The following is a 22,595-nucleotide window of genomic DNA, read 5'->3' on the forward strand; positions in this document are numbered from 1 at the left end:
GGCGGCTCACCTCGGGCGGTCGAGGCGCTGGACGATCAGGTCCGCGAGGTCCTCCCGGCTGGGCGGTGCCGCGTAGTGCGTGAGGTAGATGGCGTTCAGGAGCTGGTCGGCGGCGAGGAGTTCGGTCCGGGAGCGGGTGAGGAACTCCCGGATGAGTTCGGCGCCGAGCCGGGCCGCCTCCTCCCCGAGGTGCGCGCGGACCATGGTGGCCAGGCGCTTCTCGCCGGGCTGGCCGAGCTTGAGCTGGATGCAGCGGCGCAACAGGGCGGCGGGGAACTCCCGTTCGCCGTTGCTGGTCAGGATGATGAAGGGGAAGGCGCGGCAGCGGACCCGGCCGTCCCGGACGGTGACCTTGGTGCCGTCGTCGGTGAGCACCTCCACCTCCGGTTCGCGGTCGGCCACCCGCTCCAGCTCGGGCAGCGCGAACTCGCCTTCCTCCAGGACGTTCAGCAGGTCGTTGGGCAGGTCGATGTCGCTCTTGTCGAGTTCGTCGACGAGCAGGACCCGCGGTCGGGCGGTGGGCAGCAGGGCGGTGCCCAGCGGTCCCAGCCGGACGTACTTGCCGATGGGGGGCGGGCCGTCGGGGGATCCGCCGCCGGCGGCGATCTGCACGTCCTGGAGCCGGGCGATGGCGTCGTAGCGGTAGAGGCCCTCCTGGAGGGCGGTCCGCGAGACGATCGGCCAGCGCAGCACCCGGCCCAGTTTCAGCTCGTGGGCCACGGCGTGGGCGAGGGTGGACTTGCCGGTCCCGGGGTAGCCGGTGACCAGCAGCGGGCGGCGCAGGTAGAGGGCGGCGTTGACGGCCTCCAGTTCCTCGGGCTCGGGCCGGTGCAGTTCGGCGGCGTGCCGGTGGGCGCCGAGCCGCCGGGTGGCGGCGCTGTCGGGGGCGGTGGCCGCGGCCCCGGGTACGACGAGCGGGCCGCCGTCGAAGTCGCGCCAGGGCGGGGGGTCGGGCAGGGCGTCCAGTCCGTCGTGGGGCTCGCCGACGCCCCGGTAGATCAGCCACTCCTCGTTCACGGTCGCTCCTTCTGCGGCGAGGGCGTGCGGGGCGGGGTGGTGCACCGGAGGGTTCCGGGTCCCGGGGCGGCGGCCGGGCGCGGCCGGCGCGGGGCCCGTTCACAGGTCTCCCTGGAGGGGTTCGTCGAACGGGAGCGGGCGGTCCGGGTCCTCCCATACCAGGCCGACCCCGGCCGCCCAGTAGGCGTCGGGGTCGCGGCCGTACGCCCGGCCGCGCAGGGCCTGGAGCCGCAGCGGCAGCGGTCCGGCCCGGCCGGCCTCGGCCAGTTCCTCGCGCACGCCCCGGTGGAAGGGGGCGCAGGACCCGGCCGGGCCGGGCGGCGGCCGGCGGGTCACGGCGACCCCGTAGCCGGCCTCCCGGTCCTCGTGGAGCCCGCCGAGCCGGCAGTGCACGAGCACGGTGTGCCCGGGCAGGGCGTGCAGCCAGGCGTACGAGGGGCTGCGCGGCCGGCCGCGGGCGCAGTCGGCCCGCTCGACCTGGAGCTGCCCGCCCTGTACCCGGGCCCAGCGCTCGGCGCGTACGGCGCGCTCGGCCTCGGCGGGCGGCGGCGCGGCGGGGTAGCGGAACACCACCGGGCGCTGCACGCCCAGCGGGACGCCGCCGGGCCCGGTCCACTCGTCCACGGGCAGGGTGAAGAGTTCGGGGGCCACGGCGACCTCCAGCAGGGCGGGGGCCTCGTGGGTGTCGCAGCGGCGGAAGGCCTCGGCGAGGGGGGCCCGTAACGCGGCGGGCAGGTCCGCGGGGGTGGTCCGGACGCCGGAGTCCACCGGGTCCACGCGCTCGGGGCCGAGCAGGACCGAGACCCGCCAGTCGCAGACGTCCTCCCAGGTGTGGGCCCAGGCTTCCACCAGTACGGAGGGGCCGGCGGGCAGCAGGTGCCGGGGGCGGACCGGACCGGGCGCGGGCCGGGCAGCCCGGGCGCGGCGGCGGCGTTCGCGGGCCGCGAGGCCGTGTTCGTAGCGTTCGCCGAGTTCGCGGCGCAGCGGCCGGGACAGGCGTTCGGCGGTGCCGCGGACCCAGTCCCACAGTTCGTCGTCGGCTCCGGGCGAGGGCGGCTCGCGGTGGTCGGCGGTGCTGACGTCGGTGGCGTAGCGCAGCATGGCGACGGCTTCGGTGACCACGTCGGGGGGCGGGTCGTAGAGCAGGCCGAGTCCGTCGCGCCAGGTCAGCGGGGCTTTGAGGCTGGGGTCGCGGTCCTCGCCGCGGGCGGCCTCGACCAGCTGCTGGACGGCTTCACAGGAGCCGGGTGCGGGGAGCTCGGCGAGCAGTCCGCGCAGGGTGGTGCGCTCGGCGGCGGTGAGCCGCCGCCGGCTGAGGAAGGGCTCGGGGCCGGACAGCTCGTCGTGGACGTCGGTCCAGGTGCGGCGGGTGTTGAGGTCGCTGAGGTGCTGGTCGTAGTGGTGGAGGTCGTGGCCCTGCATCACCCGGCGGTAGAGGCCGGGCCGGCCGCGGGCGGCCGCCGGCAGGTCCCGCAGCTCGGTGACGGCCACGGCCAGTCCGCCGCCGCCGTCGCGGCGGCGGGCCTTGACCACGCCGACCACCTCGCCGCGGGCGAGGTCGACGACGGGGCCGCCGGACATGCCGGGGTCGATCTCGTCCTCGGCGCCGAGCCGGAGCGCGGCCTGCCGGCCGAGGGCGCCGCGCAGCCGGGTGGGCCGGCCGGTGATCTCCGGCCGGCCGGTCTCGTCGGTGCAGCCGAAGTAGGCGACCTCCCCGAACCGGGGCCGGGGCCGGTCCGACAGCCATGCGCAGGCGTGCGAGACGGGGGCGAGGACGCGGACCAGCGCCAGGTCGGGCAGGGGCCACAGTCCGCCGCCGCGGGCGGTCCGCCCGTACGGGCCGGCGGGGGCGCGCGGCGGGGGTTCGTCCTCGTCGGGAAGGACGCACTCGACCCGGCCGTGGACGGTCCCGGTGGCGTCGTCCCCGGCGTGGAAGGTGATGCCGATCTCCCGGCCCGTGAGCCGCACCGACCCACCACCCCCTTCGCCGACCACGTGCGCGCACGTCAGGACCCAGCCGGGGGCGATGAAGAAGCCGCTCCCCCAGGTGTCGCCGGCCCCCGGGTTCCCATACCCGTCGGACGGGGCGTGGATGCGTACGGTGGCGGCGCGGACCAGGGGTTCCAGGAGCTCGAAGGCGCGCGCGGGATCGCACGTGCGCCCGTCGCCCATGCCGGCCCTCCCCCACGACTGCCCGTGCCGCCCCGTTGCCCGTAACGGCAGGCTAGACCCCCTTCCCGGCCGGAGGGGAGATCCGCGACGGACCCGGCTTATCCTGGCCGGGAATCACCCATGACCCATGGAGCCTGTCTTGTACTTCACCGATCGCGGCATCGAGGAGCTGGAGAAGCGGCGCGGCGAGGAGGAGGTCACCTTCGAGTGGCTCGCCGAGCAGCTCCGGACCTTCGTCGACCTGAACCCGGACTTCGAGGTTCCGGTGGAGCGCCTGGCCACCTGGCTGGCGCGCCTGGACGACGAGGACGACGAGGACGAGTGACGGCGCCGGCCTCCACGACCACGACCGGGTCGTGGGGGCCGGCACCGGTTCAGTGGATGCTCACGTATCCGCCCATGGGCGTGCGCATGCCGAAGGTCGGCCCGAACCCGCCGGTGCCGGTGCCGGCGTTGCGGAGCAGGTTTCCGTAGACGTCACGGGAGACGAGGTCGGGCTTGCCGTCGGCGGTGACGTCTCCGGTACCGGCGAACTGGAAGCGCTTCGACAGCCAGCCGGCCGGGCCGACCTGGACGCGCGGCTTGACCGTGCCTCCCTTGACGCCGTCGTAGCGCCACATCGTGCCGTTGCCGTCGACCGCCAGCAGGTCGCCCACGCCGTCGCCGTTCAGGTCGCCCGCGCCGAGCACGTGCTTGTACAGCTTCCAGTTCAGCATGATCCGCACCCGCGGCTTGAAGCCGCCGGCGCCGTCCTGTGCGTAGAAGTAGATGTCACCCGTGGTCGCCTGGCGCGCGATCAGGTCCCCACGGCCGTCGCCCGTCATGTCGCCCGGCAGGGTCAGCACGTCGTACTGCCCCCAGCCCGACCCGATGTACTTCGACGGGGTGCGGGGGGAGACGGGCTTGCCCGGCGCGGCCAGGTACACCCGCAGCAGGCCCGAGGCGTCGCGGACCAGGACGTCGTTCGCCCGGTCGTCGTTCATGTCGCCGAAGGGGACGGCGGTGGAGGTCGCCGGCCAGCCCGTCGCGTTCTGCGGGCCGGAGGAGGTGTGCAGCTGGAGGCCGCCCTTGGAGTCCCGGGTGAACATGTCGCCGCGGGTGTCACCGGTGTAGTCCCGGTGGGCCGCCCTGCCGGTCAGCGTGACCGAGCCGGCGCGCTTGAGTTCCGGGCCCTGGCCGTCGGCCGGCTTGACCGTCAGCGTCCACGTGTGCGCCCCGTTCGGGACGTTCCGCCCGGAGGCGTCCCGGCCGTCCCAGGACGTGGTGATCGCGCCGCGGGTCTCGTAGCCGGTGCGGACGAGGACCGACGCGCCCGTGGCCTTCGACGTCAGGGTCAGGGTCCAGGAGGCGGCCGGCTTCGTCAGCCACCAGGACGGGGTCCAGGTCCGGCCGGCGCCGAGCTCGGCGGTGGTGGGGGCGGCCTGGTCGTACACGCCGAGGGGCGCCGCCACGCCGGCGGACCTGACGTGCACCGCGTGCGCCTCGTCCACATGGGCGATCCGGCCGGTGAACCGGTCGACCGCCCAGCCCTTGCCCGGCCGGGTGGTGAGCGGCCGGGCGATCTCCCGCACGCCGGTGCCGCCCTTGACGTCCGCCACCTTCAGGGCCGGGCCGTCGGTGAACGCGACGAAGCCCTGGCCCAGCCGGGCCGTCCCGTCGTACGCCGGGAGCCTGACCGAGGTCTTGGTCCCGGTGTCGTAGACGCCGGACTCCGTGTCGCACTTCCAGTACAGGGAGGCGGCGAAGGCCTGCATCTCCTTGATCGCGCAGCCGGCCGGCTTGTCCGTGCGCAGCACGGCCCCGGTGCGGACGTCGAGCGCCTCCACCGTGCCGGCCGTCGCCGTGTTCCGCCACAGGGCGCTGCCGGACAGGGCGAAGGCGCCGCCGGGGGCGGGGAAGCCACGGCCCTTCGTGTTGGTGAGCAGGTCGTGCACCTCCACCGGGTTGCCGGGCGCGGCCGTGCGGAAGGCGGCGTACCGGCCGGTCGCCTGGAGCGAGTTCGGCAGCATCACGGTGTCGCTCGTGATCGGCTTGTACGACGAGGACGTGTCCAACCGCTTCTCCGCCAGCTTCTTGCTGTCGGGGTGCATGTACAGGAGCCGGTCGGCGCCGTTGGACACCAGCTCGTCGATCTCCCGCAGCGTGGTGGTCCGGACGGCGGCGGGGCGGGCCTCCTTGGCCGGGTCCGCGTGGTCGAGCGTGCGGGTCCGGAACAGGTCGGAGGAGTGCGGCATGTCGACGCCCCAGGCACTCGGCACCTTTTCCACCGTGTGCAGGCGGCCGTTCTCCACGGCCAGGTCGGCGATCTCGACCGGCTGGGGAGCGACGGCGGAGACGCGGACGGCCTGGGCCCTGCCCTCCGCGTCCGCCTTGAACTCGTGGATGTCGAACCAGTTCCGGTCCTCGCGCACGGCCAGGCCCAGCAGGCGGTTTCCGGGCGCCGGCGTCAGGCGGGGGCGGTAGATGTCCACCTCGAACTTGCCCAGGACGCGCCGTGAGCCGTCCCCGGCGAGTGCCTTGATCTCCCGGGTGTAGTCGGTGATCAGCAGCTCGCTTCCGACGAGTCCGACCGCGTGGAAGCCGTTGTAGGACCTCGGGAACCGGTGGATCGGGGTGGTGAAGTCCTTGCGGGTGTCGTACACCTCGAAGTCGAGCGGGTTGGTGCGGATCAGGTAGTCGCCCACCACGAGGGGCGGCGGGAGCTTGGACCCCAGCGGGACCGCTCGCCCCTCCCCGGTGGTGTCGATCCACAGCTCCTTCGGGCTCTGGCTGTCGTGGACGAACAGGACACCGCGGCTGTTCGAGTGGTGGGACTGGACGCCGGAGACGACGGCGAGCTCGCGGTCCCGCAGCTGCCCGTCCTGCAGCCACAGCAGGTGCACGCTCCCCCGACCGCTCACCGTCCAGTCCACGGCGACGGCCTTCCGGCCGGTCACCGCGTACAGGGTCAGGTTCGCGGGGAGGACGAAGGACTCCTCCGCCCCGGCGTGGCCGTCCCGCAGGATCACGGTGCGTGTGGCCTGCTGGTGGAGGGCGATGGTGTCGGTGCCCGTGCCGTAGACGCGGTCCGTTCCCTTGGCGTCGAACTCGACGCTGGTGTCCTGTCCGAAGGGCGTGAAGCGGGAGGGGATCCCGTGACCGCGGATGACGCCCTGGGACGTGGCGGCGTGGAGCGTGGTCCCGCCGATCTCCATGTGCTTCGGGGCCGGCAGGACCAGTTCCGCCCCGGGTTCCGGGGCGTCGGCCGCGAAGGCCGGGGCTGCCGTCAGCGGGACGGCGAGCGTGGTGAGAGCGGCGGCCACGGCTATCGCGGCCGACGTCCGGCGATGGAACAAGATTCCCCCACTGGTCGGAACGATCGGTTGATCCGTACTGGTGACCCACCAGGGGGCCGTTTGGTTGTACGTGGAAGCCGCCCGAAAGACGACGTCGGCCTCCACGACCGGGATGAGGTCGTGGAGGCCGACGTCTGGTTCAGGGCCGGATCAGCCGGCAGCGCCGGAGGATCCGGCCGGGGGCCGCCCGTGGTGCTTCAGGCCAGGCGGGCGACGCCGTCGGCCTTGGCGGCGGCGGCGACCGCGGCGGCGACCGCCTCGGCGACGCGCTCGTCGAACGGCGACGGGATCACGTAGTCGGCGGCGAGCTCGTCACCGACGACGCCGGCGATGGCGTCGGCGGCGGCGATCTTCATGCCCTCGGTGATCCGGGTGGCCCGGACTTTGAGGGCGCCGGCGAAGATGCCGGGGAACGCCAGCACGTTGTTGATCTGGTTCGGGAAGTCCGACCGGCCGGTGGCCACGACCGCCGCGTACTTGTGCGCGACGTCCGGGTGGACCTCCGGGTTCGGGTTGGCCATGGCGAAGACGAAGGCGTTCTCGGCCATGGTGGCCACGGCCTCCTCCGGCACGGTGCCGCCGGAGACGCCGATGAACACGTCGGCGCCGGCCAGGGCCGACTCCAGGGAGCCGGTGAGACCGGTCCTGTTGGTGAGGCCCGCGATCTCGGCCTTGACGTCCGTCAGGTCGGTGCGGTCGGCGGCGACCACGCCCTTGCGGTCGGTGACGCACACGTCGCCGATGCCGGCGTCCACGAGGATCTTGGCGATGGCGATGCCCGCCGCGCCCGCGCCGGAGATGACCGCCCGGAGGTCGCCGAGGGTGCGACCCGTGAGCTTGGCGGCGTTCCGCAGGGCGGCCAGCGTCACGATGGCGGTGCCGTGCTGGTCGTCGTGGAAGATCGGGATGTCCAGCTGCTCCTGCAGGCGGCGCTCGATCTCGAAACAGCGCGGGGCGGAGATGTCCTCCAGGTTCACGCCGCCGAAGGACGGCGCGAGACGGACGACGGTCTCGACGATCTCGTCCGTGTCCTTGGTGGCGAGCGCGATCGGGACCGCGTCCACCCCACCGAACTGCTTGAAGAGGATGGCCTTGCCCTCCATCACGGGGAGGGAGGCCTCCGGCCCGATGTCACCGAGTCCGAGCACGGCCGTGCCGTCGGTGACGACGGCGACCACGTTGGACTTCCAGGTGTACTCGTTGACGAGCTCGGGCTGCTCGGCGATGGCGGTGCACACCTTCGCCACGCCGGGCGTGTACGCGAGGGACAGGTCGTCCTTGTTCCGGACCGGAACGGTCGCCTGCACGGCCATCTTGCCGCCCCGGTGCAGTGCGAAGACCGCATCCGGGTTGTTGTCCGTCACGTCGTTCTCGCTGTCGCTGTCGCTGCGAGGATTGACGATCTCCGCTGCCACTTCTCTTGGCCCCTTAAGTCTTTGAATCATTGAGGGTGACCACTCCTGGTTAAGGGGTGGGCGGGCACCGCGTCCGTGCTCCGCATCGACGGTTGGCCCGTCTCCGCGAAGGGGAGGTTCGTACGCGCGGGCGCGCCGCACACGCGCCCAGAGCCCCGGATGAGGGGTGTAAGGATCTGTTCTACCCGAAGAACACTCGCCCAGACGAGTCGATTCCGACTCGAACCTAAACCTGTTGTCCAGATTTCGGCGAAAAGTCCAACAGGCTGTCTTCGATGATCGAGACGAGCCGTAGAAATCGCTGTCGAACAGGCGTCGCACGGCAGAAACTTCGGCGCCGGTCCGGTTGGTCCACTGTGATGTGCGCTGACCGGGTCGCCCGTTATCCGATTTTGACCTGACGAGCAGCCTGAATGCGTCGGTCCGAATGGCAAGATGCCCCTCATCACACAAGGTCGCGACACTCGAAGGTGCGTGCCACGACCGCATCGATGCTCTCTTCCCCGTCGGAGGAACCGCTCATGACCGCTAGCACCACTCGTCGTACGACCGCCTCCCGGTCCAGGATCGCCGCGGTCGGCGCGATCGCGGTCGCCGGCGCCCTGGTCCTCACCGGTTGCGGAGACCAGACCGACCAGGGGACGAAGTCCTCCCCGTCGGCCGGTGCGAACAGCGCCCCGCTGTTCTCCAAGCTGCCCAAGAAGATCCAGGACGCGGGCGTCATCAAGGTGGGCACGGACGCGACCTACGCGCCGATGGAGTTCACCGAGGGCGGCAAGATCGTCGGCGTCGACCCGGACATCGCGGCGGCCCTGAGCAAGCAGCTCGGCGTGCAGTTCAAGTTCGAGTCGGGCACCTTCGACACCCTGATCGGCAGCATGCAGACCGGTCGCAGCGACATGGTCATGTCCTCCCTGACCGACACCAAGGCCCGCCAGGAGGGCCTGGACGACAAGGGCGCCAAGACCGGTGCGGGCGTCGACTTCGTCGACTACTTCACCGCCTCGACCGGCATCCTGGTCAAGAAGGGCAACCCGGAGGGCATCAAGACCCTCGACGACCTGTGCGGCAAGACGGTCGCCGTCCAGCGCGGCACCACCTACGAGCAGTCCGCCAAGGACCAGGCCGAGAAGTGCAAGAAGGACGGCAAGGGCGAGCTGAAGGTCGAGTCCTTCCCGACCGACGCCGAGGCCCAGACCCGCGTGAAGGCCGGCGGCGCCGTCGCCGACCTGAACGACTCCCCGGTCGCCGCGTACATCGCGAAGACCGCGGGCGGCGGCAACGACTTCGAGGCCATCGCCAACCCGACCGACGCCGGCCTGTTCGGCATCGCCGTCGACAAGAAGAACACCGAGCTGCGCGACGCCCTCAAGGCCGCCCTCGACGCCACCATCAAGGACGGCACCTACAAGGCCGCCCTGGACAAGTGGAACGCCGGCTCCGGCGCCGTGACCGAGGCGAAGATCAACGCCGGGCAGTGACCTCCCCCGGAGTGGCCCCTCCCCCACTCCGTAGTACTTGCAGCACTGAAGGGCAGTCACTGTGACTGACAAGCTCGACAAGGCCTCCGGCCCGGCGGACACCCCGCCGGCCGGGACCGTTCCTCCCGAGATGATCCGTGCGATCCCGGTCCGCCACTACGGCCGGTGGGTCAGCGGCGTCGTCGTCATCGCCCTGGTCGTCGCCCTCGTCTACGCCTTCTCGCAGGGCAACGTGCGCTGGGCGACCGTCCCGGAGAAGCTGTTCGACCCGTCGATCCTCACGGGTCTCGGCAACACCGTCCTGATCAGCATCGCGTCGATGGCGCTGGGCCTCGTGCTCGGCGTCGTCTTCGCCGTGATGCGCCTCTCGAAGAACCCGGTGACGAGCACCATCGCCTGGTTCTACATCTGGTTCTTCCGGGGCACCCCGGTCTACGTCCAGCTCCTCATCTGGTTCAACCTCGCCCTGATCTTCCCGATCCTGAACCTCGGGTTCTACAAGGACGAGATGACCCAGGTCATGACGCCGTTCCTCGCGGCGCTGCTGGGTCTGGGCCTGAACGAGGGCGCCTACATGGCGGAGATCGTCCGGGCCGGCATCCAGTCGGTCGACGAGGGCCAGACCGAGGCCGCCCACGCGCTCGGCATGAAGCAGACGCAGACCATGCGGCGGATCGTCCTGCCGCAGGCCATGCGGGTGATCGTCCCGCCGACGGGCAACGAGTTCATCAACATGCTGAAGACCTCGTCGCTCGTGGTCGCCGTGCAGTATCCCGACCTGCTGCGCGCCGCCCAGGACATCGCCTCCACCTCCTTCGCCGTGATGGAGATGTTCTTCGTCGCGTCCATCTGGTACCTGGTCCTGACCAGCATCTTCTCGGTCGGCCAGTACTACCTGGAGCGGCACTACGCGCGCGGTGCGCTGCGCACGCTGCCGCCCACGCCGTGGCAGAAGGTCAAGGCGAACCTCTCCCGCTTCTCGACCCGCGACAAGGTGGTGGCCTGATGACTGCCATGGTGAAGGCCGAGGGCGTCCACAAGTCCTACGGCGCGGCGCACATCCTCAAGGGCATCGACCTGGAGGTCGCCCCGCGTGAGGTGTTCTGCCTGATCGGACCGTCCGGTTCCGGCAAGTCGACCTTCCTCCGGTGCATCAACCACCTGGAGAAGATCAACGGCGGCCGGCTGTACGTGGACGGCGAGCTGGTCGGCTACCGGCAGAAGGGCGACAAGCTGTACGAGCTGAAGGACAGCGAGGTCGCGGCCCAGCGCCGGGACATCGGCATGGTCTTCCAGCGGTTCAACCTGTTCCCGCACATGACGGCCATAGAGAACGTCATGGAAGCGCCGGTCATGGTCAAGGGCGAGTCCAAGGCCGTGGCCCGCGAGCGCGCGATCAAGCTGCTGGACCGGGTGGGTCTGGGCGACAAGGGCGCGAACTACCCGTCGCAGCTCTCCGGCGGCCAGCAGCAGCGCGTGGCGATCGCCCGCGCGCTGGCCATGGAGCCGAAGCTGATGCTCTTCGACGAGCCGACCTCGGCACTGGACCCGGAGCTGGTCGGTGACGTCCTGGACGTCATGCGGGACCTGGCCGAGTCGGGCATGACCATGATCGTGGTGACCCACGAGATGGGCTTCGCCCGCGAGGTCGGGGACAACCTGGTGTTCATGGACGGCGGCGTGGTCGTCGAGTCGGGTCACCCCCGCGAGGTCCTGACCAACCCCCAGCACGACCGTACGAAGGCCTTCCTCTCGAAGGTCCTGTAGGTCTCCAGCCGGCCCGGAGGGGCGGTACGGGAACCCCCGTACCGCCCCTCCGGCGTTCCGCGGTCCGCACGCCACGGGGACGCGCGGGTCCGGCGCTGCTCGATGGGCGCTACTTGAGGGCCAGCACCATCGCGTCGGACGGGGACCGCCAGACGGTCCGCGCCTCCGCGAAGCCGGCCTCGCGCAGGGTGCGGGCGTGCCAGGCCTCGTCCGGGGTGTCCCCGTCGGCGTGCTCCCCGTAGATCTCGAACCGGCGGGCGGTCGGTGCGGCGAGCACCGGGTCCTGGGCGCACACCGCCCACCACTCGGCCCAGTCCAGGGCGCCGTCCTGCCGTGCCCGGTCCATCCGGGCGTGCCGCTGGGCCCGGTCGGCCGCGTTGATCCGCGGGGTGGCGGGGTCGGGCATGTGGTCGGCGTTGAGGAAGACGCCGCCCTCGCGGACGAGCGGGGCGATCTGCCCGTACAGCACGGCGAGCTCCGGGCTGTGCAGCCAGTGCAGGGCGGTGGCGGTCAGCACGGCGTCGTAGGAGTCGTGGGGAAGGGCCTCCGTCCACCGGGGGTCCTTGAGGTCGGCGGTGACGAAGCCCGCCCGGGGGTCGCCGGCGAAGGTGCCCTCGGCGATGGTCAACAGGGCGGGGTCGAGGTCCACCCCCGTACTGGTGGCCTCCGGGAACCGCGAGAGCAGCCGGGCCGTGATACTTCCCGTACCGCACGCCAGGTCCAGCACCCGGGGGGCCGGCCCCACCAGGGCCTCCACCATGTCCAGCATCACCCGGAACCGCTCCTCGCGGTCGGGCATGTAGCACTCCTGCTGGCGGTCCCAGCTCTGCTGCCAGGCCTGCCAGTCGGTACCGGATCCGGTCACCGCTTCCGTCATCAGAACCCCTCCGCAACGACGAACGTAATACCCTCGAATACATCTCGGCCGTTACGCCGAGCTTAGACCGCCCTCGTAAGGACTACAAGTGGAACTGGCCTCTTACTCGGACTACGCCGTGCGCCTGGTCAACACCGAGGAACCGGCCCGCAACAAGGACGGGCTGACCTCGGTGGACGCCGTGCGCGCCCTGTTCGGCCCCAGCGTCCAGATGGCCCGCCGGGTCACCGACGCGGACGTGACCCGCTTCCGCAACGTCCGCGGCAGGCTCCGGTCCGTCTTCGAGGCCGCGGACTCCGGCGACCACGTGCTCGCGGTCGACCTGCTGAACTCCCTGCTGATGGAGTTCCCGGTCAGCCCGCAGATCTCCGGCCACGAGACCCTCGGCGAGGACGGCGCCCCCAACTGGCACATGCACCTCGCCGACCACCCCTCCAACGCCACCGCCGGCTACGCGGCGATCGCCTCCATGGGACTGGCCTTCCACCTCACCTCGTACGGGGCGGACCGGCTCGGCCTGTGCCAGGCGGCGCCCTGCCGCAACGCCTACCTGGACACCTCGACCAACCGCTCCCGCCGCTACTGCTCCGACCGCTGCGCCACCCGGGCCAACGTCGCCGCCTACCGGGCCCGCAAGCGCCTGGAGGCGGACGCGTCCGGGAACAGCGGGCGGACCGCGGTGGCCGCCCAGCCGAGCCGCGCCGATGGCGAGGTCTGATCCTTCCGCCGCGGCCGGTAGCGCAGCACCGCGGTTCCCAGCACCAGCTCGTCGGGCACGGCACCGTAGTCGGTGCTGTCGCCCGGCGGCACGGCGTACGGGTTGTCGCCGAGCACCCACCAGCCGCCGGGGCGGCGCTCCACCGCCCGCTTCACCACGAGCAGGTCCTGCTGGAAGGGGTGCCGCAACACGACGACGTCACCCGGACGGACCCGTACCCCGTAGCGGACCAGCAATTGGTCCCCGTCCCGAAGGGTCGGCGCCATCGACGGACCGGTCACCTCCGCGACACCGATCCGCCGCTGTTCGCGCGCTGTACCTGGCATTCCGCCTCCTCACCGCCGGTGCCCGGCGTCCGTACGTTCGCTCACCGCCCCCATCCTGGCCCTGGACTTTTGTCCTAAGCCCCCGGGGGCGCCCGCGAAATCGACTGTCCCACGGAGTAATCTCCCCTCTTGAGAAGACGATCACGAGGAGGACAGCCCCCATGCTTTCCCGCTTCTTCGCCCCCAAGGTGAAGGTCTCCGCCCACTGCGACCTGCCGTGCGGCGTGTACGACCCGGCCCAGGCCCGTATCGAGATCGAGTCGGTCGTCGGGTGCCAGGAGAAGTACCAGGCGAACACCGACGCCGACTTCCGCACCCGCGCCCTGATCATCAAGGAGCAGCGCGCCGAGGTCGCCAAGCACCACGTCTCCGTGCTGTGGAGCGACTACTTCAAGGCCCCGCACTTCGAGAAGTACCCGCAGCTCCACCAGCTGGTGAACGACACCCTGAAGGCCATCTCGGCCGCCAAGGGGTCGAACGACCCGGCCACCGGCAAGAAGGCGCTGGAGCTCATCGCGGAGATCGACAAGATCTTCTGGGAGACCAAGCAGGCCTGACCCCTGCCGCGTCGAGCACGACTTCGAGGGGCCCGTCCGCGACCGCGGCCGGGCCCCTCGGGCGTGTCCGGCGTCCCCGGGACGCGATCCGCGTCACGAAGCGCTGCCAACAGGCCCTACCGGGCGGTAGCGTGCGGAGGCATGTTCGCTGCCTATGCCGCCCGTATCGACCGTGACCAGCCGCTGAGCGGCCTCGAGCTGGGCGAGCGCCCGGCGCCCGAGGCGCGCCCCGGCTGGGTGACCGTGAACGTCAAGGCCGCCTCCCTCAACCACCACGACCTGTGGTCGCTGCGCGGGGTGGGCCTCGGCGAGGACAAGCTCCCCATGATCCTCGGCTGTGACGCCGCCGGGATCGACCAGGACGGCAACGAGGTCGTCCTGCACTCCGTCATCGGCCAGACCGGGCACGGGGTCGGCCCGGACGAGCCGCGGTCGATCCTGACCGAGCGCTACCAGGGCACCTTCGCCGAGCAGGTGTCCGTCCCGGCCTGGAACGTGCTGCCCAAGCCGGCCGGGCTCTCCTTCGAGGAGGCGGCCTGCCTGCCGACGGCCTGGCTGACCGCCTACCGCATGCTGTTCACCAACGCCGGCGTCCGCCCCGGCGACTCGGTCCTGGTCCAGGGCGCGGGCGGCGGGGTCGCCACCGCCGCGATCGTCCTCGGCAAGGCCGCCGGGCTGCGCGTCTTCGCCACCAGCCGGGACGAGGCGAAGCGCAAGCGGGCGGTGGAGCTGGGCGCGGTGGACGCGTTCGAGCCGGGTGCGCGGCTGCCGCAGCGGGTGGACGCGGTGATCGAGACGGTGGGCGCGGCGACCTGGTCGCACTCGGTCAAGTCCCTGCGGCCCGGCGGGACGCTGGTCATCTCGGGGGCGACGAGCGGGGACCGCCCGGCGCACGCGGAGCTCACCCGGATCTTCTTCCTCGAACTCAGGGTCGTCGGCTCGACGATGGGCTCGAAGGACGAGCTGGAGGACCTGCTGGCGTTCTGCTCGGCGACCGGTGTGCGTCCGGTCATCGACGAGGTGCTGCCGCTGGACCGGGCCCGGGAGGGCTTCGAGAAGCTGGCCACCGGCGAGCTGTTCGGCAAGGTGGTCCTCACGGTCTGACGCGCGCCGGGCCCCCGTCCGTCATGTCAATCAGGGTTGACAGCCCTCCCCTGTCAACCTAGATTGACATGCATGACCGAGGCAACCGATCTCGCCGCCCGGGCCGGCGACCGCGACCCCCGAGTGGGACTGCGCGCGGTCGCCGCCCTGCGGCGGCTCCTGGAACAGCTGGAAGCGGTACAGGTCCGCAGCGCCCGGACCCAGGGATGGTCCTGGCAGGAGATCGCGGCCGAGCTGGGCGTCAGCCGGCAGGCCGTGCACAAGAAGTACGGGAGGCTGTGATGTTCGAACGGTTCACGGCGGAGGCGCGCCAGGCGGTGGTCGACGCCCGGACCGAGGCGGCCCGGGCCGGGGCGCCCGCGATCACCGAGGAGCACCTGCTGCTGGCCCTGCTGGAAACGGGCGCGCTGGACCCCCTCGGTGTGGACCGGGCGGGACTGCGGTCGGCGCTGGCCGCGGCACGCCGCCGGGGCGGGCTGTCCAAGGCGGACGAGGCGGCGCTCGCGGAGCTCGGCATCGACGTCTCGGAGGTCGTGGCCCGGGTCGAGGACACCCACGGCGAGGGCGTCCTCGCCGCCGCCGCGCCGACACCGAGGCGCTTCCCGGCCTCCCTGTTCCCGCGGCGCCGCGAGCCCGGCGCGGCCGGGCACCGGCCCTTCACCGGCGGCGCCAAGCGGGTGCTGGAGCAGTCACTGCGCATCGCCCTGGGCCGCCGCGACCGGACCATCGGCGCGCAGCACCTCCTGCTGGCCCTGGTCTCCCGCCCGGGCCCGGCGGCCGACGCCCTGGCGGACCACGGCGTCACCTACGCCACGGCGGAACGCGCCCTGGCCGCCTGAGGGCGTCGGTGTCGCACGGGGCCGGGGAAACGGATTGCCCCGGGGGGAGGGCTGACGTTGGCTGGGCGGCATGACCGAACTGCACACCGAACGCCTCTTCCTGCGTCGATGGCGCGAATCCGACCTCGAACCGTGGGCGGCGATGAACGCCGACCCCGAAGTCCGGGAGCACCTGGGCGACCTGCTCACCCGTGAACAGAGCGATGCCTCGGTGGCACGCTTCCAGGCCGAGTTCGACCGCCGGGGGTACGGCTGGTGGGCCGTGGAGGTCCGGGCCACGGGCGAGTTCGTGGGCTTCGCGGGCCTGGACCGGGTGGATGACGGCATGCCGTTCACCGGCGTGGAGATCGGCTGGCGGCTCGCCCGGCCGTCCTGGGGCCAGGGCTACGCCACCGAGGCCGCGCTGGGCGCCTTGGCCCACGGCTTCGGCACGCTCGGGCTTCCCGAGATCCTCGCCGTTACCACGGCTTCCAACCTCCGTTCCCAGGCGGTGATGCGCAGGATCGGCATGACCCGGGACCCGGCCGACGACTTCGACGACCCCGCCGCGCCCGAAGGACCGTTGCGCCCGAACGTGCTGTTCCGCATCGCCCGTGGCGCGAAGGCCTGACGTTCCCCCCGCGCGTCAGCCCCGGCGGTGCACGGCCCCGTACGGCACCCTCAGGCCTCCCCGCCGCGGACGGCGTCCAGGGCCCGGGCGAGCGCCTCGGCGAGGTGGCCGCGTACCTCCGCGACCTGCGCCCCGCCCACCCGGTGGTCCCGGGCCGCGTCGCGCACGTCGTCCCGGAACCGGTCGAGGAGCCGGTCCAGGTCACGGGCCGGATCCCCGGTCGGGGTGAGGTCCGCGGCCCAGTCCGTGGGCCGGGGGCCCGCCGGGGCGGTCGGGGCGGTCGGGCCGGTCGGGCCGGTCGGGGCGGTGCCGCCCAGCCACGCCCCGAGCCGGTCCGTGAAGTCCGACAGTCCGCGGACCCCCGACTTCGCGAACTGCTCCTGCAGTTGCCCGGTGATGCGCTGGAGCTCCTCGCGGGCCCGGTCCTGCGCCTCCTTGGCCTGGCGGCGCGCCTGCTGAGCCTCCTCGCGGGCCCGGCGGCTCTCGTCCTTGGCCCGCCGCGCCTGTTCCTTCCACTCCTGCCGGGCGCGGCGCAGCTCCTCCTTCGCCGCGGCCCAGGAGTCGTCCTCGGGCCGCGGCGGCGCGGACGCGGCCGCGGCGGCGCGCAGTTCGCGGCGCAGGTCGCCGGCGGCGCCGCGTACGTCGTCCCGCATCTCCGCGGCCAGTTCGGACACGGAGGCGCGGATCTCGACTTCGAGGTCGGCGAGTTCACCACTGCGGTCGGCGAGTTCGGCGCGGCCCGCGTCGGTGATCGAGTACACCTTGCGCCCGCCCTCCGTGGTGTGCGTGACGAGGCCCTCGGCCTCCAGCTTGGCGAGGCGGGGGTACACGGTGCCCGCCGAGGGCGCGTACAGCCCCTGGAAACGCTCCTCCAGCAGGCGGATCACCTCGTAGCCGTGGCGCGGCGCCTCCTCCAGCAGCTTCAGCAGGTAGAGCCGGAGGCGGCCGTGGGCGAAGACGGGCGGCATGTCAGAGCACCTTCTTGTCGAGCGCGAGCGGGGCCGCGGCCTCGTCGGACGGGCGGCGCAGCAGGGCGATGGCGCCGGAGACCGTGGTGGCCCGGAGGGTACCGGTACCGGACCCCAGCGTCCCGGTGATCCTCTTGGCGCCGAGCTGGCCGGTGACCCGCAGGTCGTCGAAGGCGGTGGAGACGCCGCCGGTGGCGCTGTTGGCCTCGACGCGGGCGTCGGCCGGGTGCGGCAGCCGGATGGCGACCTGGCCGGAGACCGAGTTCAGGTGGATGTCGACGGGACGGGCGGCGGTGTCGCCGTCCGCGGCGGGGGCGAGGTCGAGCAGCATGTCGCCGCTGACCGAGTCGGCGCGTACGGTGCCGCTGCCGCTCTCGACGAGGGTGAGCCCGCCGGACACGGAGTGGAAGCCGAAGTCTCCGCGGAGGGACTGCGCTTCGACGTTGCCGGAGACGGTGTGCGTACGGACGGGCCCGGCCAGGCCCACGAGGGTGGCGTCCCCGGAGACCCCGGTGACCTCGGTGCCGCCGCGCACCCCGGAGACGAGCGCGGCCGCGCCGACCGCGGCGATCCGCACGCGAGTTCCGGCGGGGACGGTCAGCGACACGACGGCGCTGCGCTCCCAGGCCTTGCGGCCGCCGCCGGAGCCGGCGGCCCAGCTCTTCCACGGCTTGGTGTCGAGCCACTGCCTGAAGTTCTGGGCGCCGTTCCAGGGGAGGTCCTCGTAGGAGACGGTGAGCGTGCCGCCGTCCTGCACGACCTGGAGCGGTGGGCCGTCGACGGCGGCGACCTCAAGACGTGCGGGTCCGCCGTCGTCGGTGCCGACGACGTTCACGGTGCCGCCGACGATCCGGACGCGGAGCTCCGCGACGGGCTCCTCGAAGGCGAGCGTCTGCGGTTCGGCGACGGACCAGGTCTGCTGGGCCATGGTGCGGTTCCTCCTCGTGACGCGGGACGCGCCATATCGCGTCTCCCGATAGACACGATATATCGCGCCCCATCCAAGTCAAGCGCCCCGGCCCGGCCCCCGGGCCCGGGCCACGTCGCGGGGCCGGACCGCACCGCCCGCCCGAGCGGGCCCCGGCGGCCTTATAGCCGCACCACCAACGCTCCGCCCGACCCCACGGGGCTCCGCCCCGAACCCGCGCCTCAAACGCCGGAGTGGCTGGATTCACCCACCCGGAACCGGCCCGCAGGGCCACACCCAACGAGGGGCCCACCAAGCCCGAGCGGCGATTGAGCGGGCCCGGGCGAAGCCCTGGGGCACGTGACGGAGCCGGGGCCGCACTTCCAGCCCGGGCTCCGGGCACGTGACGGAGCGGGGGCCGCGCATCCAGCCCGAGCGGCGATTGAGCGGGCCCCGGCGGAGCCAAGCCCGCGCAGCCAACGCACCGCCCGGGCGCACCGAGCGGGGCCGGCCAGCGCGGCAGGCGCGCGGGGCCGGCCCGGGCCGGGGCTGCGCGGCAGGCGGTGCCGAGGGCGTCAGAGCGGGGTCAGCAAGGGGCTGCCGGCGCGGCGGAGCCAGGCACGGTACGGCGGGGTCCGCAGGGCCGCTTCGCGGTACGCCGCACGCAGGTCCGCGTAGACCGCGGCCGCGCACTCCGCCCCCGCCCCCGGCCCCGTCGCCAGCAGCAGCCGTACCGCCAGCGGGTCCCCGTGCAGCGGCCGGATCGCCATGTCCTCCCGCGGCCCGGACGTCGGCTGGCAGGGCGCCACCGCCTCCCCGGACACGATCAGCGAGGCCGCCGTGTGGTAGTCGGTGTGCAGCACCGGCGGGTCGAGTCCGGCCCGGGCGAAGACCCGCCGCAGGCCGTCCCACTCGCCGTCCACCGACGGGTCCACCGTCCACCGGTCCGCCGCCAGGTCCCGCAGGTCCACGACCTCCTGCCGGGCCGCCGGATGCGCCCGCGACATCGACACGAACTGCGGCTCGCGCTCCACCAGCACCCGCGTCCGCAGCCCCGCCGGCACCCGCAGCGGGCTGCCCTCGACCTCGTGCACGAACGCGACGTCGAGCTGTCCGGCCGCCGTCATGCCCAGGAGGGCGTTCGCCGAGACGTCCACCACCAGCGTGGTCTCGGTGTCCGGCAGGCGCCGCCGCAGCCGTCGCAGCCAGCCCGGGAGGGCCCGGCTGGCGGTGGAGCCGATCCGCAGCCGCGGCCCGTACGCCTGGGCCCGCGCCTCGGCCACCAGTTGGGTCATCCCGTCCAGCAGCGGCCGGGCCCGCCCCAGTACCGCCCGGCCGAACGGAGTGGGCCGGCAGCCGCTGCGCTCGCGCAGGAACAGCTGTCCGTCCAGGGCCCGTTCGATCCGCTGCAGCTGCGTGGTCAGGGAGGGCTGGCTGACGCCGAGCTGCCGCGCCGCCTTGTGGAGGCTTCCGGCATCGGCGATGGCGCACAGCGCCCGCAGATGCCTCACCTCTAGCTCCATGACCCGAGGGTAGGACGGGCCCGGCGCACCGCACCAGCCACTGGCACCCCACCGATTCACGCCAATTTCACGTCCACGAAAGCCGGTTGGGGTTTCCGAAACCGAGCGATAGGTCGGCGCTATCGGCCTCTGACATCATCCGCCGCCCGCTTCGGCTCCCTCAGACTCCGGTACCGAACGACCCACCCCCCGCACCGCATTCGAGTAGGAGCCCCCCACATGCCCCTCTCCCGTCACCCCCGCCGCAGCCTGTTCGCCGCCGCGATCGGGCTCGGCCTCGCCGCCGCCCTCGGCGCCACGCCCACCGCCGGCGCGGCCCCCGCCCCCGCCGGATCCCCCGCCGCCTACGCGGCGTACGAGCGGTCCAAGGAGAACGCGGACGCCAACCGCGCCTTCTTCGAGGCGGTCCAGCGCTCGGTCGCCGAACAGCGCAAGGCCAACCCGGGCGCGCTCGCGGTCACCGTCACCTACAACACCCGCAACGCGCCCAGCTTCCGCACCCAGATAGCCCGCTCCACCCAGATCTGGAACAGCTCGGTGAGCAACGTCAAGCTCCAGGAGGTGTCCTCGGGCGGCAACTTCGCCTACTACGAGGGCAACGACTCGCGCGGCTCGTACGCGAGCACCGACGGGCACGGCCGCGGCTACATCTTCCTGGACTACCGGCAGAACCAGATCTACAACTCCACCCGGGTGACCTCCCACGAGACCGGGCACGTGCTCGGCCTCCCGGACCACTACTCGGGCCCGTGCAGCGAGCTGATGTCGGGCGGCGGCCCCGGCACGTCCTGCACGAACGCGACGCCCAACTCCGCCGAGCGCTCCCGGGTCGACTACCTGTGGCGCAACGGGCTGGTCGCCGCGCGGTGACGCACCGCCGGACCACCGCCGGACCACCGCGGGCCGGCCGGCCACCCGCCGGCTAGCCGTCCGGCGGCTGGTACGCGGGGCAGTCGGTGTTGCGGCAGGGGCCCGGGCCCCACGCCGGGACCCAGGCCCCGAGGACCTTGCGCCTGGTGATCACCGTCTCCACGGGGCGCCCGCAGGCCGGGCAGTAGAGCTGCTCGTGCCCGGCCTGCGGTGCCACCGTGGGGTGCGGATGCTGGTCATGACCGGTCATACCTACACGGTAGGCCGGTTTCCGGCGTTCAGCGCCTCCACCGCGGCCGGCGGGCGCGGTGCACCCGCCCGCGCCGCCCGCCTCAGCCGCGCGGCTTGCGCCACATCGGCCACATCAGCGGCCCCTCGGGCAGCCGGACGGCCGTACCGGTGAACTCCCACCCCAGTCGCTCGTACAGCCGCATGCTCCGTTCGCTGGAGGCCTCCAGGTACGCCGGGACCCCGTCCCGGTCGCAGCGCTCCAGCACCGGCCGCATCAGCTCCGTGCCGAGCCCCTCGCCCTGCCGGGCCGGGTCCACCGCGATCATCAGCAGGTACTCGTGTTCCTCGGCGGTGGGGTGGACCTCCCCGGTGAGCCGGCCCACCAGCTCGCAGCGCTCGTTGTCCGGGTCGGCCGCGGCCCGCATCCGGGCCGGTACGTCGTCCTCCGCGTCCTCGCCGCCGTGCTCGCCGGCCGGGACCCGCAGCCACAGCGCGGCGCAGCTGCCGTCCTCCGCGTAGTCGATCCGGCCCTGCTCCAGGGCCACGTCCACGAACACGCCGAGGAACCTGCCGTGCACCCGGCGGCGGTGCTCCGGGTCTGGGAACACCCAGCTGCTCACCGGGTCGTCCCGGAACGCCGCGTCGAGCAGCCCGGCCACCGCGTCCCGGTCCGCCCGTTCGGCCCTGCGTATCGCCAGCCCCACCGGCCCCACCCTTCGTTCGCCCCTCAACGTCCCACGGCGATCCTAGAGTTGGGGCGGGCACGCCGGAAGGCCTGTTCCGGCACCATGAGGTGCCGGAACAGGCCTTCCGGGACAGGCGGCGCGTCCTCAGCAGGTCCGGCGGGTCACGAACTCCGCGAGCGCCAGCAGTCCGCCCGCCGCCCCCAGGTCGGGGACCGCCCGGGAGAGCTGCTGCACGGCCCGGCCCATCCGGTCCGCGGCGTGGGCCTGCGCCCAGTCGCGGCCCCCGGCCCGGTCCACCGCTTCCGCGGCCAGCCGGATGTCGTCCGAGGTCATCGGCCCGGCGTAGAGCTCGGCGAGCTCCCGGCCCGCGTCGGTGCCGGAGGTGAGCGCGGCGACCACGGGCAGGGACTTCTTCCGGGCGAGCAGGTCGGCCCCCGCCGGCTTGCCCGTGTGCTCGGGGTCGCCCCAGATGCCGATCAGGTCGTCGATCAGCTGGAAGGCCAGCCCGGCCTCCCGCCCGAAGGCGTCCATCGCCTCGACCTCGTCCGGTCCGGCCCCCGCGTACAGCGCTCCCAGCGCGCAGGAGCAGCCGAGCAGGGCGCCGGTCTTGGCCATGGCCATGGTGGTGCATTCGGCCAGTGAGACGTCCGTCCGCCGCTCGAAGGAGCAGTCGGCCTGCTGGCCCGCGCAGAGCTCGATCACGCAGGCGGTCAGCCGGGCCGCCGCGGCCGCGGCGGCCGGGTGCGGGTCGTCGGCCAGCAGCCGCAGGGCGAGCGCCATCACGGCGTCCCCGGTGACGACCGCGTCCGGGATGCCGAACACGGTCCACGCCGTGGCCCGGCCGCGCCGCTTGGGGTCCTCGTCGATGACGTCGTCGTGGAGCAGCGTGAAGTTGTGCGCGAGCTCCACGGCGACCGCGGCCCGCACGGCGCTCTCGGCGGCCCGGCCGCCGGGTACGTCGAGCGCCCGGGCGGCGGCGAGGACCAGGGCGGGCCGCAGGGCCTTCCCGGGCCGGCCGGCGGAGGGGCTGCCGTCCGCGTCCTCCCAGCCGAAGTGGTACATGGCCACGCGCCGCATGGGGCCGGGCAGTCCCTCGACCGCGCGGCGGAGTTCGGGAGTGACCGTTTCTCTCGTCTGTTCCAGCAGGGCCACGGCTTCCTGGCCCTCGCCGGTGGCGATCGCGCTCACCGGC

General features: G+C 73.0%; 23 protein-coding genes. 11 read left to right on the forward strand and 12 right to left on the reverse strand.

The genetic code is table 11. The features are described from left to right. Nucleotides 1–6: 6 nt before the first annotated feature. Together ACFY61_RS08420 and ACFY61_RS08425 are read right to left on the reverse strand one after the other, a co-directional pair. Nucleotides 7–1,017 carry an AAA family ATPase gene (locus ACFY61_RS08420; protein WP_389468668.1) on the reverse strand — a complete coding sequence of 337 codons (1,011 nt, stop codon included), beginning with the start codon at nucleotides 1,015–1,017 and terminating at the stop codon, nucleotides 7–9. A gap of 99 nt (nucleotides 1,018–1,116) precedes the next feature. Next, the gene (locus ACFY61_RS08425) at nucleotides 1,117–3,189 is read right to left on the reverse strand and encodes a trypsin-like peptidase domain-containing protein (RefSeq protein WP_389468670.1); all 2,073 of its coding nucleotides are present in this window, start codon (nucleotides 3,187–3,189) and stop codon (nucleotides 1,117–1,119) included. Between the two features lie 139 nt (nucleotides 3,190–3,328). Here ACFY61_RS08425 and ACFY61_RS08430 point away from each other — a divergent pair, with 139 nt between their 5' ends. Then, a complete protein-coding gene (locus ACFY61_RS08430) occupies nucleotides 3,329–3,514 on the forward strand; it encodes a DUF6104 family protein (RefSeq protein ID WP_010061466.1) in 186 nt (61 codons plus the stop codon). Between the two features lie 49 nt (nucleotides 3,515–3,563). Here the strand turns inward: ACFY61_RS08430 and ACFY61_RS08435 are convergent, their stop codons facing one another. Then, nucleotides 3,564–6,524, reverse strand: a complete 2,961-nt coding sequence (locus tag ACFY61_RS08435; RefSeq protein WP_389468673.1) for an FG-GAP-like repeat-containing protein — start codon at nucleotides 6,522–6,524, stop codon at nucleotides 3,564–3,566. A 197-nt stretch (nucleotides 6,525–6,721) separates the two neighbouring features. Then, nucleotides 6,722–7,939, reverse strand: coding sequence for an NADP-dependent malic enzyme (locus ACFY61_RS08440; RefSeq protein WP_389468675.1), 1,218 nt, complete (start codon nucleotides 7,937–7,939; stop codon nucleotides 6,722–6,724). Nucleotides 7,940–8,460: 521 nt separating this feature from the next. Here ACFY61_RS08440 and ACFY61_RS08445 point away from each other — a divergent pair. From ACFY61_RS08445 to ACFY61_RS08455, 3 genes are all read left to right on the forward strand, one after another. Then, nucleotides 8,461–9,420 (forward strand): ABC transporter substrate-binding protein, encoded by a 960-nt coding sequence (locus tag ACFY61_RS08445; protein WP_389468678.1) that lies wholly within the window; start codon nucleotides 8,461–8,463, stop codon nucleotides 9,418–9,420. 61 nt (nucleotides 9,421–9,481) lie between these two features. After that, the gene (locus ACFY61_RS08450; RefSeq protein ID WP_389468679.1) at nucleotides 9,482–10,426 is read left to right on the forward strand and encodes an amino acid ABC transporter permease; all 945 of its coding nucleotides are present in this window, start codon (nucleotides 9,482–9,484) and stop codon (nucleotides 10,424–10,426) included. After that, nucleotides 10,426–11,187 carry an amino acid ABC transporter ATP-binding protein gene (locus tag ACFY61_RS08455; protein WP_389468682.1) on the forward strand — a complete coding sequence of 254 codons (762 nt, stop codon included), beginning with the start codon at nucleotides 10,426–10,428 and terminating at the stop codon, nucleotides 11,185–11,187. The genes ACFY61_RS08450 and ACFY61_RS08455 overlap by 1 nt, the downstream gene beginning before the upstream one ends. Nucleotides 11,188–11,296: 109 nt before the next feature. On the opposite strand, the gene ACFY61_RS08460 is transcribed toward ACFY61_RS08455, so the two are convergent. After that, on the reverse strand, nucleotides 11,297–12,064 hold the full coding sequence (locus ACFY61_RS08460; protein WP_389468683.1) for a class I SAM-dependent methyltransferase: 768 nt from the start codon (nucleotides 12,062–12,064) through the stop codon (nucleotides 11,297–11,299). Between the two features lie 88 nt (nucleotides 12,065–12,152). Between ACFY61_RS08460 and ACFY61_RS08465 the strand changes: the two genes are divergently transcribed. Next, nucleotides 12,153–12,782: a CGNR zinc finger domain-containing protein gene (locus tag ACFY61_RS08465; RefSeq protein WP_389468684.1), complete on the forward strand. Its 630-nt coding sequence runs from the start codon at nucleotides 12,153–12,155 to the stop codon at nucleotides 12,780–12,782. On the opposite strand, the gene sodX is transcribed toward ACFY61_RS08465, so the two are convergent. Beyond that, entirely contained in the window at nucleotides 12,686–13,108 is a 423-nt protein-coding gene (gene sodX / locus ACFY61_RS08470) for a nickel-type superoxide dismutase maturation protease (protein WP_389468687.1), read from the reverse strand. The two genes, ACFY61_RS08465 and sodX, sit on opposite strands and share 97 nt — an antisense overlap. A 161-nt stretch (nucleotides 13,109–13,269) precedes the next feature. Between sodX and sodN the strand changes: the two genes are divergently transcribed. From sodN to ACFY61_RS08495, 5 genes are all read left to right on the forward strand, one after another. After that, nucleotides 13,270–13,665, forward strand: coding sequence for a superoxide dismutase, Ni (gene sodN / locus ACFY61_RS08475; RefSeq protein WP_389468690.1), 396 nt, complete (start codon nucleotides 13,270–13,272; stop codon nucleotides 13,663–13,665). Between the two features lie 141 nt (nucleotides 13,666–13,806). Then, on the forward strand, nucleotides 13,807–14,769 hold the full coding sequence (locus tag ACFY61_RS08480) for a zinc-binding dehydrogenase (protein ID WP_389468692.1): 963 nt from the start codon (nucleotides 13,807–13,809) through the stop codon (nucleotides 14,767–14,769). A gap of 72 nt (nucleotides 14,770–14,841) precedes the next feature. Continuing rightward, the gene (locus tag ACFY61_RS08485; protein WP_389468693.1) at nucleotides 14,842–15,051 is read left to right on the forward strand and encodes a helix-turn-helix domain-containing protein; all 210 of its coding nucleotides are present in this window, start codon (nucleotides 14,842–14,844) and stop codon (nucleotides 15,049–15,051) included. Next, the gene (locus tag ACFY61_RS08490) at nucleotides 15,051–15,608 is read left to right on the forward strand and encodes a Clp protease N-terminal domain-containing protein (protein ID WP_389468695.1); all 558 of its coding nucleotides are present in this window, start codon (nucleotides 15,051–15,053) and stop codon (nucleotides 15,606–15,608) included. The genes ACFY61_RS08485 and ACFY61_RS08490 overlap by 1 nt, the downstream gene beginning before the upstream one ends. Nucleotides 15,609–15,678: 70 nt before the next feature. After that, nucleotides 15,679–16,218, forward strand: a complete 540-nt coding sequence (locus ACFY61_RS08495) for a GNAT family N-acetyltransferase (RefSeq protein WP_389468698.1) — start codon at nucleotides 15,679–15,681, stop codon at nucleotides 16,216–16,218. A gap of 50 nt (nucleotides 16,219–16,268) precedes the next feature. Here the strand turns inward: ACFY61_RS08495 and ACFY61_RS08500 are convergent, their stop codons facing one another. From ACFY61_RS08500 to ACFY61_RS08510, 3 genes are all read right to left on the reverse strand, one after another. After that, complete coding sequence (locus ACFY61_RS08500; RefSeq protein WP_389468700.1) at nucleotides 16,269–17,186, reverse strand: helix-turn-helix transcriptional regulator; 918 nt, start codon at nucleotides 17,184–17,186, stop codon at nucleotides 16,269–16,271. Between the two features lies 1 nt (nucleotide 17,187). Beyond that, complete coding sequence (locus tag ACFY61_RS08505) at nucleotides 17,188–18,114, reverse strand: DUF4097 domain-containing protein (protein WP_389468703.1); 927 nt, start codon at nucleotides 18,112–18,114, stop codon at nucleotides 17,188–17,190. Between the two features lie 554 nt (nucleotides 18,115–18,668). After that, a complete protein-coding gene (locus ACFY61_RS08510) occupies nucleotides 18,669–19,616 on the reverse strand; it encodes a LysR family transcriptional regulator (RefSeq protein ID WP_389468705.1) in 948 nt (315 codons plus the stop codon). 219 nt (nucleotides 19,617–19,835) lie between these two features. Here ACFY61_RS08510 and snpA point away from each other — a divergent pair, with 219 nt between their 5' ends. Further along, nucleotides 19,836–20,486 (forward strand): snapalysin, encoded by a 651-nt coding sequence (gene snpA, locus ACFY61_RS08515; protein ID WP_389468708.1) that lies wholly within the window; start codon nucleotides 19,836–19,838, stop codon nucleotides 20,484–20,486. Nucleotides 20,487–20,538: 52 nt separating this feature from the next. Here the strand turns inward: snpA and ACFY61_RS08520 are convergent, their stop codons facing one another. The 3 genes from ACFY61_RS08520 to ACFY61_RS08530 form a co-directional block, all read right to left on the reverse strand. Beyond that, entirely contained in the window at nucleotides 20,539–20,736 is a 198-nt protein-coding gene (locus ACFY61_RS08520) for a hypothetical protein (RefSeq protein ID WP_389468711.1), read from the reverse strand. 82 nt (nucleotides 20,737–20,818) lie between these two features. After that, nucleotides 20,819–21,421 carry a GNAT family N-acetyltransferase gene (locus ACFY61_RS08525; protein WP_389468712.1) on the reverse strand — a complete coding sequence of 201 codons (603 nt, stop codon included), beginning with the start codon at nucleotides 21,419–21,421 and terminating at the stop codon, nucleotides 20,819–20,821. Nucleotides 21,422–21,547: 126 nt separating this feature from the next. Further along, entirely contained in the window at nucleotides 21,548–22,591 is a 1,044-nt protein-coding gene (locus ACFY61_RS08530) for a family 2 encapsulin nanocompartment cargo protein polyprenyl transferase (RefSeq protein WP_389468715.1), read from the reverse strand. Between the last annotated feature and the right edge of the window lie 4 nt (nucleotides 22,592–22,595).

The organism is Streptomyces sp. NPDC012888, assembly GCF_042900645.1.
Lineage (GTDB): Bacteria > Actinomycetota > Actinomycetes > Streptomycetales > Streptomycetaceae > Streptomyces.